The organism is Marisediminitalea lipolytica (genome assembly GCF_001758465.1).
Classification (GTDB): domain Bacteria; phylum Pseudomonadota; class Gammaproteobacteria; order Enterobacterales; family Alteromonadaceae; genus Alteromonas; species Alteromonas lipolytica.
This window is the reverse complement of the sequence record NZ_MJIC01000010.1, coordinates 530812-541715: the sequence shown is the minus strand read 5'-3', so window position 1 is coordinate 541715 and position 10904 is coordinate 530812. Positions and strand designations below refer to the sequence as shown.

Here is a 10904-nt window from a genome sequence, read left to right as displayed (position 1 = left end):
AAATATTATTGATAAGTATATACTACCGATCCGCTTAGAGGTTTACCCTATCTGAGGGATCCTTAACAATCTTGCTGAGTGACCAAACTTCTATGTGGCTTGATATAACGCAGCCAAAGTCCGCCGGATGAGGTATTTCATAATCGTTGTTAATCGTCTTCAGTATGTTCTGTTGCGGTGATCATTGAGTAATGAACATAATCAACCAGCCAGGCGTCAGCCTCTAATTTCAGTATCCACGACTCGGTATAGGCGTAGGTTGACGTGTTAGGCATCTGAGGATACACAGTTATGGTATTTTTAAAGGTCATTACTGTGTAGTCTTGGCCCAACGTTTTAATGGTGCTTTCCGACAACGTACGGGTTCTGGGAGCCCAGTTTTTAGTGTTTTTTATAATTGACAACATGGTTGGTACATCAGTCATCACGCCGTTGTGATGCACAATCATCATGGATGGGGTTACTAGTGTCTCAAGAGTTTCAAGATCACGATTATCAAAGGCTTCAAAAAACGCATGTGCCGTTTGCATCAGCGTTATCTGCTTTACGGTTTGAGGCTCTGTCTCTGCTGTTACTAACGGCACTATGCCAAGCGTAAAACTTAATAAAAACAGAGTTTTGTATATACATCCCATGTTAATGTTCCTTATTCTGATAATAGTCATTGTATTATCGCTGCATTACGGGCGGCAAACATAAAGATAATAAGGTTAGCATGTTTTTCAAACAGAATAGGCACCGAAGAGAGTAATAAGCAATTGCGTCCCCCCAAGGAGACCAATCTAGGTTGCAGCAAATGCCTAACAGGGCAACTGATTGTTGAGAATACGCTTTAGTTGGCCCAAATTTAGTTAGGCTCGAATACTTGACCACTACAAAAAGCCCGTTAGATAGATAAAGTATGGCGGACGAACGACCGCTATCAGCGAATCCCTCTCGTTCAAAGAAAGCACTGCGTACTTCCGCCATTCGCGCTTTTCAGACATTGTACCGATGTAAAATAAAAGCAGTAGCTCTTACATTAACTCCAAACAACGAAATAGAGATGCTTGCTTGGTCCGCATTTAAATGAACAAAGCGTACTGTTCACTAATACCATTCACTGTATGAGCAATTGTGTTATGGTTAATTTTCAACCAACGCTTTCTTTTGTATTCGTCGTTTCGTAATTTGCAGTGGCATGGCGGAATATAATGACCTGTTAAGGATATTAACCATGCGCTCTGCTACATTGCTCATAGCCAGCTTGTTGATTAGTTTTGCGGCCAATGCTGAGATAACAACAAGAACAGAAAATAACGGCAACCTGATACTGGAAGATATTCCCCCTATTCCGCAAAAAATTGTTGATGACCTCAACCGTTACCAGAATATCCGTTCAGCTCCTTTTGGTGATTTCACTGAAGATTCTGAAAATATTTTTATACAAACACGTTTTGGTGACGTTTCGCAAATTCATAAAGTCGATATACCAGGCGGTGCACGACAACAATTAACGTTTCTATCAGAGCCTGTTGGCCAGGTTGCCCGCCAGCCACATACCAATAACCTGGCTTTCACCATGGATGCGGGGGGCAGCGAATATGCGCAAATTTGCCTGTACGATTTTGACACCCGTGAAAGTGTCATGCTGACTGATGGAGAATCCAGAAACCGTGGTATTGTGTGGAATAAATCAGGAAAACAATTCGCTTATCAGAGTACCCGCCGTAACGGCAGTTCAAATGATATCTGGGTAATGTCACCGGATTCACCACAAAACACCTCAATTGTACTTGAATCCGAAGATGGCTCCTGGTGGGGGCCAGTAAGCTGGTCACCAGACGGTAAGCGGTTGCTGGTCATGCAATATATCAGTATTTCCGATGCCAGAATGTATGAAATCAATGTGGCTACTTTAGAGAAAACATTACTGGCTGGCGGTCCTTCTTTACCCAGTTACAATGAACCATCAGGCTACGATAAAGCTGGAAAAAGCGTCTTCCTGATAACCAATCAGTTCAGCGAATTTAATCAACTGGCTTATTTGGATCTAACAACCAATGAGTTAAAACCAATAACTTCGGATTTGTCCTGGAGCGTAGAGGACTTTGCGTTATCGGATGATGGTAAGCGCGGCGCATTTACCGTTAATGAAGACGGTATGCTGAACCTTTATCTGTTGGACCCGACATCATTCAAGTATAAAAAAGTAACGGGGTTACCAGTCGGACTGGTTGGCAGCCTGTCCTTTAGCCCTGACAATAAAAAGCTCGGTTTTACGGTAAACACCGCCAAATCACCCAGTGACAGTTTTGTCATGGAATTCTCTTCTAAAATGCCGCTTAAACAAGGAGAAATAACTCGTTGGACCTATAGCGAAGTTGGCGGTTTGGATACCAACCAGTTCATTGAACCAGAACTGGTTCGATTTAACAGCTTTGATGGCCTCTCCGTGCCAGCCTTTGTTTATAAACCCCAGACCAGTAAAAATGAGAAGATTCCCGTCATTATCAGCATTCATGGCGGCCCTGAGGCTCAGTTTCGCCCTCAGTTTATTGGCACCTTCCAATTGTGGATGAAAAAACTGGGCGCTGCGGTGATAGCCCCTAACGTGCGCGGCTCTGCAGGCTACGGAAAAGCGTATATCAATATGGACAACGGCTATAAACGTGAAGATTCGGTTAAAGATATCGGTGCGTTGCTTGACTGGATAGCAACACAGCCCGATCTCGATAGTAGCCGTGTCGCCGTTATTGGTGGCAGTTATGGGGGGTACATGGTGCTAGCCAGTGCGGTCCATTACAGTGACCGCCTGGCCGCCGCAGTGGACATCGTTGGTATTTCTAACTTTGTCACCTTTCTTACCAATACCAAAGAATATCGACGTGATTTACGCCGGCCAGAATACGGTGATGAACGGGATGACAAAATGCGCGCTTTCTTAGAAAGCATCAGCCCAAATAATCATGTGGAGAGAATCAAGATTCCCATGTTTGTGGTTCAGGGCCAGAATGACCCGCGCGTGCCGGTTACCGAGGCAGAACAAATAGTTAAAGCTCTGCGCGACGAAGGCAAACCGGTCTGGTATATGAACGCTCTTAATGAGGGCCATGGCTACCGTAAAAAAGAAAACCGAGACGTATATACCCAGGCAGTTGTGTTATTTTTTGAAAAGTACCTTTAAACAATAGTCAGGCGATAAAATAAAGGGGAATAGTCTGATAAAAAACAAACCTTAACGAGCACGGCGGCCAGATAAAGCGTAACGCGTTCCAGAGTTAATCAGCTTACCTCTAAGATCAAAAACCCGGCACTTGCCGGTTTTTTGTATAAAAAAACTTAACCGGATCAATCAGATCGTCAGGTTCTTTTACAACTTTAGTCTAAGTTGCGTTCCACAGCCAAAAGGTTGTGGGCAAAAACACTTTCCACTTCAGCCTCATAGCACAAAATACAATCAAGTGGTTCAATAATTGCACACTATTTGACGAACACACAAATGCGATGTGTTGTATCCGCATTTAATGACTACTAATCTACTTCAGGGATTTTCATAATGAAGAAATATTTAATCGCAATGGCAGTAGCGATGGTAGCCAGCTTTTCGGCGAACGCATCGTTTATTACCGGTGTAACCGGCGCGGATATGGCGGGCATCGAAGTGACCGTTAGTTTTTTAGATGGCAGCATTGAAACCGCAACGTGGGAAGCGACATCAGCAACTGCCGGTGGTGCTTTTAGTGAAACAATTGGTGGCTGGTCTTTAACACTTGATGGTGATTCATTTGGTTCTAATACCGATGTACCTGATGTGTATGTTGGTGTGTGGAATTTTTACACCGGTGATGTTGGTGGTCCGCTTATCACAGCGCTTACTGTTGCTATCCTTGATGCGGGCTTTGTTTTCGACATTTTAGAAGGTGACAATGGTGATGGTACAGGCGCAGGCAGACCAGCGGCGACTGATTATGAAAGTGATGCTCTTTTCCTTACCTTTGGTAATTTCTATACAGGCGCTTTAGCCGGCACAATGTACTTTTTTGACGAAGATAATGGTTTTGCACCGGGTCAGACCATTGCTCTTATGACCGATACCGATGCCTTTGCCGAAGTACCTGCACCAGCAGGCCTATCGTTACTGGCGCTGGGTTTAGCAGCAGTGCGTGTAGCACGTCGCAGCAAGTAATAAGGAGCAGAATATGAAAACGGAAAACACGCAACAGCCGAAAAAAGAATATCAGGCGCCGGAGCTGGATAATGCCGGTAACCTGGCAGAACTCACTCAGGGTTTTGCTGGCAGTGTCCCTGATGAACAGGGCGGCCAGACTAAGCGTAACCCATTCCAGGGTTAATAACGCGCTACGCAATATCTTAAGTACACAAAAACCCGGATATTCTCCGGGTTTTTAAGTATCTGCATTTTAAAAACAACCGCACCACGGTGCAAATACAGCCGTCATCCCCACAAGACCAATACTTCTCAGTAGCAATCCCCTGGTTCAGGTTCGTCACCAATCCGTCGATTTAGCGAACGAAAATTTTCATTGCTGGCTTACGCCGTAACCTGGATAGTTGCCTGGCGTGAAGGATGACTGAAGTGGCTGGTAAATCCTACTTTTCGTCGTATGTTGTGAAGTAGGAAATTATGCTCCGGTTATTGGCCCAGTCCGTAAAACAAATAATATGTTCTCCGCACTGGTGTTGCTTATTGATTCGGATTGACCACATTAGGTAATACAAACGATTTTGCATTGTTGTGCAATCGGATCCATAACCCGGGATTAGCATTTAGCTGTTCAGCTAAAATTGTGCTGTCCTGGCTCAACTCGGTATTCATCACTCTGGCGTAGGTGTTAACTTTCGCCGGCGCGGTATCCGCATCTACCACGGATTGCACCACTTTTTTAGCACTAAGAATAGCTGCAGGTCCAAGGGTAAGGATAAACTGTGCAGCCCGACATTCTGTTTCATCTTCGTCGCTAATGTCACTACCACCGGCCTTAAATTTGCTGATGTGATGCGCCAGAATCGAACTGGAAATAGGAATAACACCTGCCATGTGCCCTGCCTCAGCACCTGAATACGGCTTGATATAGGCTAAATGCGAAGCGTCGTCCGCTTCAGGGCCATGTCCAATAAAAAAGATATCGAGCCCCCCTAGCGAATCCAATCTCTTCAGATAGTCCGTTAGCGCCCCTTCCAGGTCTGGCGTGTCGGTTTGCATTGGCGTAAAACTTTTAATTTTGCGAAAGAAGTCCGGGCCCAGAATCCGTTCAAAATCTCTGACAAAACTCAAACTGTTGCCCATAGCCATTGGTGCCAGTGCGTCCTGGGTAAATACGTTTAAACGGGCCAGTAACGAATCTAATTCGTTGGATTTCGCTTTTGCTCCGAGTATTTTATGCAGCTGTTGCGCGCCCCGCCCGCCCAAAAGGGCGATATTGATATCCCCTTCTTTTTGTTCGGCGGTTTGCAGTAACTCCTGCAACATGGCTTCGCCGACTTCAGCTTCAGATTGTATAATGATTGGCGTAATGGGATAACTGACCAACTCGGCAGCCTGCACGCGCTTTTCACCAAGCCATACATTTCCCTGCTTTTCTTCTCGCGCAAAGACAGTAGTTGATGTGCTCATTGTACACCTCGCAAATGTTATTAAGACGTTAAATCAATGGCTGACAACACTACCAATCAACCTGCTTCAGCGTCAATGCCACCGGTAGCATTTTTAGTTAATAAAAAACCGGCCGAAGCCGGTTTTTTAAATTTTAAATCACTCAGGCTTAATTAAGCGCCAAGGATCTCGTTGAATGTCGCACTTGGACGCATCGCCGCAGTCGTTTTCGCTTCGTCAGGCATGTAGTAACCACCGATATCCTGTGGCTTGCCTTCTGTTGTGCCAATTTCCGCAATGATGGTGTCGATGTTAGCTGCCAGCTTGTCGTAAACCGGACCAAACTTAGCCGCCAGCTCGGCGTCATCAGTTTGTTTCGCCAGTTCTTCTGCCCAGTACATCGCCAGATACACGTGGCTACCACGGTTATCCAGTTCACCTACTTTACGCAGTGGTGACTTGTTGTTGTTAAGCAGCGACTCAGTTGCTTTATCCAGCGCAGTCGCAATGACTTTCGCTTTGCTGTTGTCATGCTTGATGGCAACATCTTCCAGCGATACTGCCAGGGCCAGGAACTCACCCAGTGAATCCCAACGTAAGTGACCTTCTTCAACAAACTGCTGAATGTGCTTAGGCGCTGAACCACCTGCACCAGTTTCGTACAAGCCACCACCGGCCATCAGCGGCACGATTGACAGCATTTTCGCACTGGTACCCAGTTCCAGAATCGGGAACAGGTCAGTCAGGTAGTCACGTAATACGTTACCGGTAACTGAGATAGTATCCAGACCACGGATTGCACGTTCCATAGAGTAACGAATCGCACGTACCGGAGACATGATAGAAATTTCCAGACCATCAGTGTCGTGATCTTTCAGGTACTTCTCAACTTTCTTGATCAGCTGTGCATCGTGAGCACGCTCGTCATCCAGCCAGAATACGGCTGGCATACCAGATTGACGGGCACGGGTAACGGCCAGTTTAACCCAGTCCTGAATAGGCGCGTCTTTAGCCTGACACATACGCCAGATATCGCCTTCTTCCACTTCATGCTCGATAAGTACGTTGCCATCCTGGTCGATAACCTGAACTTTACCGTCAGCTTCCATTTCGAACGTTTTATCGTGTGAACCGTACTCTTCCGCTTTCTGTGCCATCAGACCTACGTTAGGCACTGTACCCATAGTGGTTGGGTCGAATGCACCGTGGGTCTTACAGAAGTTGATTACTTCCTGATAAATTGTGGCGTAAGTACTTTCCGGGATAACCGCTTTAGTATCGTGTGGCTTTCCATCCGGACCCCACATCTGACCAGAGTTACGGATCATTGCTGGCATAGAAGCATCAACGATTACGTCACTTGGTACGTGCAGGTTAGAGATACCTTTGTCAGAGTTTACCATTGCCAGCGGTGGGCGGTCGGCGTAACACTTGTTGATATCGCGCTGTATTTCAGAACGCTGAGACTCTGGTAAAGATGCAATCTTGTCATATACGCTGCCCAGACCGTTGTTAGGGTTAACGCCTAACTCGTCAAACAGTTCACCGTACTTTTCAAACAGCTCTTTATAGAATACTTTTACGCAGTGACCGAATACGATGGGGTGAGATACCTTCATCATGGTCGCTTTTACGTGCAGAGAGAACAAAATACCCGTGTTTTTCGCATCTTCGATTTGCTCTTCGAAGAACTGACACAGGGCTTTTTTGCTCATGAACATGCCGTCGATGACTTCACCAGCCAGCAGGTCAATTTTTGGCTTCAGGGTTTTCTTGCTGCCATCTTTGCCGGTGAATTCGATGCTAACGTAACCTTCTTTTTCAACGGTTACTGACTTCTCACCTGAGTAGAAATCACCGCCACGCATGTGCGCAACGTGAGTTTGTGAAGCCTGGCTCCACTTACCCATGCTGTGAGGGTGTTTTTTCGCATAGTTTTTAACGGCGGTCGGTGCACGACGGTCAGAGTTACCTTCACGCAGAACCGGGTTCACTGCAGAACCCAGAACTTTACCGTAACGCTCGCGAATGTCTTTTTCTTCATCAGTTTGCGGGTCTTCCGGGAACTGAGGTACGTTGAAACCCAGTGCATTCAGTTCTTTAATTGCAGCACGCAGCTGTGGGATAGAAGCACTGATGTTAGGTAATTTGATGATGTTTGCTTCCGGATCCTGAGTCATGTCGCCCAGTTCATTCAGGGCGTCAGCCACTTTCTGGTCATCCGTCAGGTAGTCCGGGAAGTGAGCCAGTACACGTGCCGCTAACGAGATATCACTCACTTCAACTTCAATATCAGCTTCGCTGGCAAAACGACGAATGATGGGTAAGAATGAGTAGGTGGCCAACATTGGCGCTTCATCGGTTTTGGTATAAATAATTGTAGACTTGCGATTGGTCATTATGTACCTCAATAGTTGCAGTAGCTGGCTGCGTTTTTTCCATTCAACAAATTCCAGTCGCGCTATTCAAGCATGTTGAACTGCCACAACGACCGGATCTCGTGTTTTCCTACGTACCTACATGAGTCAACCTGAAGGGAGTATCGATTCGCGCACGACAATACCCGGCATCCACTTTACCGGGTATTTAAATCAGTAATATTCAGGTTAACGATAGCCATGTAATGTGCGAAAATCGTAAGTGCTTTAGTATAGGGTCATGCGAAGCAGTTACAAGTCATACCTTTGTCTTAATTACATAAAATCGGTTAATTAACTAGTTTTTGCGGATAAATATCCACCGAAGTGTCTAATTAATCGCCACACCGAGCTTTTGTCTGTGTTTATATAACAACTTTGATAAACTATTTTCTGTTGTCAAATTGCCCACACGCGAGCTATGAACTCAACCATAATCCTGTTTAACAAACCTTACATGGTGCTGTCTCAGTTTACTGATGCAGACGGCCGACAAACCCTGAAAGACTATATCCCACTCCCCGATGTTTACGCTGCGGGCAGACTCGACCGGGATTCCGAAGGACTGCTGGTATTAACCAACAATGGCGCTCTGCAACATAAACTGGCCCACCCCTCGGCAAAAACCAGCAAAACCTATTGGGTGCAGGTAGAAGGCGATGTTGACGAAAGCGCAATGCAAGCGCTGCGCAACGGTGTTGAATTAAAAGACGGTATGACCTTACCGGCCGGGGTTGAGCGCATAGACGAACCCGCGGTGTGGCCAAGAAACCCGCCTATCCGGGAACGCGCCAGTATCCCTACAACCTGGCTGGCTATTACGATTACCGAGGGCCGCAATCGCCAGGTCAGACGCATGACGGCCCACGTTGGCTTTCCTACCCTGCGCCTTATTCGCTACCGGGTGGGAAACTGGACGCTGGACGGTATCGCTAACGGCGACTATGTCGAATTAGCTGGGCCACCGCTTAAAACGCCATCAAAAAACAGGTCGCGACCAGCCCGCCCAGCAAAGCCGAGCCACCGCAAAAAACCACAATGGCGGGCTAAAAATGGCCGTTAAAAAGGTGCCAAAACGTGCATTTTCTGGTACACTCCGCGCCCCGTAAATAACATGAGAGTGCACGATAAACTAATGTCTCAGCGCGCTGAACAGTCCCCAACTAAACAAAAAGTCATCGTCGGCATGTCCGGTGGTGTGGATTCTTCGGTTTCAGCCTATTTGCTTTTGCAACAAGGGTATGAAGTAGAAGGCCTGTTTATGAAAAACTGGGAAGAAGACGACAACGACGAATACTGTGCCGCAGCCGAAGATTTGGCCGACGCTCAGGCCGTTGCTGATAAGCTGGGCATCTATCTGCATACCATTAATTTTGCGGCCGAATACTGGGACAACGTGTTTGAGTATTTCCTGGCCGAATATAAAGCAGGCCGCACGCCAAACCCGGATATCATGTGCAACAAGGAAATCAAATTTAAAGCCTTCCTTGAATACGCTGCCGAAGATTTAGGCGCGGACTACATTGCTACCGGCCATTATGTGCGCCGCCGCGAAGTTGACGGACACTGGCAAATGCTGCGTGGACTGGACAACAACAAAGACCAGAGCTATTTCCTCTACACCCTGGGCGAAGAGCACGTAGCAAAAACGCTGTTCCCGGTGGGTGATATTGAAAAACCACGGGTACGTGAAATAGCTGAACAGCAAGGCCTGGTCACTGCTGACAAAAAAGACAGCACCGGTATTTGTTTTATTGGTGAACGTAAGTTTAAAGACTTTTTAAGCCAGTATCTGCCTGCCCAACCGGGCATTATCGAAACCGCCGAAGGCGAAGAAATCGGTAAGCATGAAGGCCTTATGTACCATACCCTTGGTCAGCGTAAAGGACTGCACATCGGCGGTCTGGCAAAATACGGCGATGATCCCTGGTACGTAGTAGATAAAGACGTTGAGCGCAATGTGCTTATCGTGGGTCAGGGAGCCGACCACCCTCGCCTGTATTCAGACGGCCTGATTGCCAAACAGTTGCACTGGGTTAACCGTACCATGCCCACCGAGCCATTCCGCGCAGCCGTTAAAACCCGTTATCGTCAGCAGGACATTCCTTGTACCGTAACCCCATTGGAAGGCGGCGAAGTCAAAGTGACATTCGATACACCGCAAAAAGCAGTAACGCCGGGGCAGTCTGCGGTATTTTATCAGGACGAAGTTTGCCTGGGCGGCGGGATTATTGAGAGTTACTTACGCTAATGTTAGATACAGCGATTGAAAAGCAATTAGGACTGGCTGGCGTGTGTCAGGCAGCCCAGCTGGTGCAATCCATTGCCCGTACCGGCGAGGCCGACAAACAAGCCGTTGAAGCCAGCTTGTCGAGCATTCTGGTTACCGACTCAGACACCACGCAACAAGTGTTTGGTCAGTTAGAAAACCTCAAAACCGGTTTTCAGGTTATCGTCGCGCAACTTGGCGATCACAACTCTAAAAAAGACACCGAGATTACCCGCTATGTCGCTAGTGTTCTGGGACTTGAGCGAAAGCTTTCGCGCAACAAAAAAGCCATGAACGAATTGGGCGAGCGCATCTCCCATGTTCAGCGCCAGCTGGCGCACATGGATTTTGAAAGCCCACAGATTTTATCGTCTCTGGCGAGCATATATTCGGATGTAATTAGTCCGTTGGCCCCGAAAATCCAGATTGCCGGTAACCCCAGCTGTCTGAGCCAGCCGTTAAATCAGCACCGGGTAAGAGCCCTGCTGCTGGCTGGTGTGCGCGCAGCGGTGCTATGGCGGCAATTAGGCGGCCAGCGTCGCCAGATTTTATTTAAACGCAAAACTATTCTACGCAGTGCCCAACAGGCACTGAGATTAATGAACTAATTGAGGAGCACAAG

8 protein-coding genes and 1 pseudogene are annotated in these 10904 nt (G+C 47.1%); 6 read left to right on the top strand and 3 right to left on the bottom strand.

What is annotated here, in order from left to right; translation table 11 throughout:
* Nucleotides 1-149: 149 nt before the first annotated feature.
* The gene (locus BFC17_RS07890) at nt 150-635 is read right to left on the bottom strand and encodes a nuclear transport factor 2 family protein (protein ID WP_070175900.1); all 486 of its coding nucleotides are present in this window, start codon (nt 633-635) and stop codon (nt 150-152) included.
* A 581-nt stretch (nt 636-1216) separates the two neighbouring features.
* On the opposite strand from BFC17_RS07890, the gene BFC17_RS07885 reads away from it, so the two are divergent.
* From BFC17_RS07885 to BFC17_RS22400, 3 genes are all read left to right on the top strand, one after another.
* Entirely contained in the window at nt 1217-3166 is a 1950-nt protein-coding gene (locus BFC17_RS07885) for a S9 family peptidase (RefSeq protein WP_083271634.1), read from the top strand.
* A gap of 372 nt (nt 3167-3538) precedes the next feature.
* Complete coding sequence (locus BFC17_RS07880; protein ID WP_070175899.1) at nt 3539-4168, top strand: hypothetical protein; 630 nt, start codon at nt 3539-3541, stop codon at nt 4166-4168.
* 13 nt (nt 4169-4181) lie between these two features.
* Nucleotides 4182-4334 carry a lasso RiPP family leader peptide-containing protein gene (locus tag BFC17_RS22400; protein WP_139142026.1) on the top strand — a complete coding sequence of 51 codons (153 nt, stop codon included), beginning with the start codon at nt 4182-4184 and terminating at the stop codon, nt 4332-4334.
* A 353-nt stretch (nt 4335-4687) separates the two neighbouring features.
* Here the strand turns inward: BFC17_RS22400 and BFC17_RS07875 are convergent, their stop codons facing one another.
* Together BFC17_RS07875 and BFC17_RS07870 are read right to left on the bottom strand one after the other, a co-directional pair.
* The gene (locus BFC17_RS07875) at nt 4688-5617 is read right to left on the bottom strand and encodes a hypothetical protein (RefSeq protein ID WP_070175898.1); all 930 of its coding nucleotides are present in this window, start codon (nt 5615-5617) and stop codon (nt 4688-4690) included.
* Between the two features lie 152 nt (nt 5618-5769).
* Nucleotides 5770-7995 (bottom strand): NADP-dependent isocitrate dehydrogenase, encoded by a 2226-nt coding sequence (locus BFC17_RS07870; RefSeq protein WP_070175897.1) that lies wholly within the window; start codon nt 7993-7995, stop codon nt 5770-5772.
* 439 nt (nt 7996-8434) lie between these two features.
* On the opposite strand from BFC17_RS07870, the pseudogene BFC17_RS07865 reads away from it, so the two are divergent.
* The 3 genes and pseudogenes from BFC17_RS07865 to hflD form a co-directional block, all read left to right on the top strand.
* Nucleotides 8435-8962, top strand: a pseudogene (locus BFC17_RS07865) (rRNA large subunit pseudouridine synthase E); the annotation flags it as partial.
* A 186-nt stretch (nt 8963-9148) separates the two neighbouring features.
* Nucleotides 9149-10264: a tRNA 2-thiouridine(34) synthase MnmA gene (gene mnmA, locus BFC17_RS07860; protein WP_139142025.1), complete on the top strand. Its 1116-nt coding sequence runs from the start codon at nt 9149-9151 to the stop codon at nt 10262-10264.
* Nucleotides 10264-10890: a high frequency lysogenization protein HflD gene (gene hflD, locus BFC17_RS07855; protein ID WP_070175895.1), complete on the top strand. Its 627-nt coding sequence runs from the start codon at nt 10264-10266 to the stop codon at nt 10888-10890. The genes mnmA and hflD overlap by 1 nt, the downstream gene beginning before the upstream one ends.
* Nucleotides 10891-10904 lie beyond the last annotated feature (14 nt).

Bases quoted from the DNA above. Each gene is read 5' to 3' on its own strand.
- BFC17_RS22400 (WP_139142026.1), top strand. From the start codon at position 4,182: ATGAAAACGGAAAACACGCAACAGCCGAAAAAAGAATATCAGGCGCCG.
- BFC17_RS07880 (WP_070175899.1), top strand. From the start codon at position 3,539: ATGAAGAAATATTTAATCGCAATGGCAGTAGCGATGGTAGCCAGCTTT.
- BFC17_RS07890 (WP_070175900.1), bottom strand. From the start codon at position 635: ATGGGATGTATATACAAAACTCTGTTTTTATTAAGTTTTACGCTTGGC.
- BFC17_RS07875 (WP_070175898.1), bottom strand. From the start codon at position 5,617: ATGAGCACATCAACTACTGTCTTTGCGCGAGAAGAAAAGCAGGGAAAT.
- mnmA (WP_139142025.1), top strand. From the start codon at position 9,149: ATGTCTCAGCGCGCTGAACAGTCCCCAACTAAACAAAAAGTCATCGTC.
- BFC17_RS07870 (WP_070175897.1), bottom strand. From the start codon at position 7,995: ATGACCAATCGCAAGTCTACAATTATTTATACCAAAACCGATGAAGCG.
- hflD (WP_070175895.1), top strand. From the start codon at position 10,264: ATGTTAGATACAGCGATTGAAAAGCAATTAGGACTGGCTGGCGTGTGT.
- BFC17_RS07885 (WP_083271634.1), top strand. From the start codon at position 1,217: ATGCGCTCTGCTACATTGCTCATAGCCAGCTTGTTGATTAGTTTTGCG.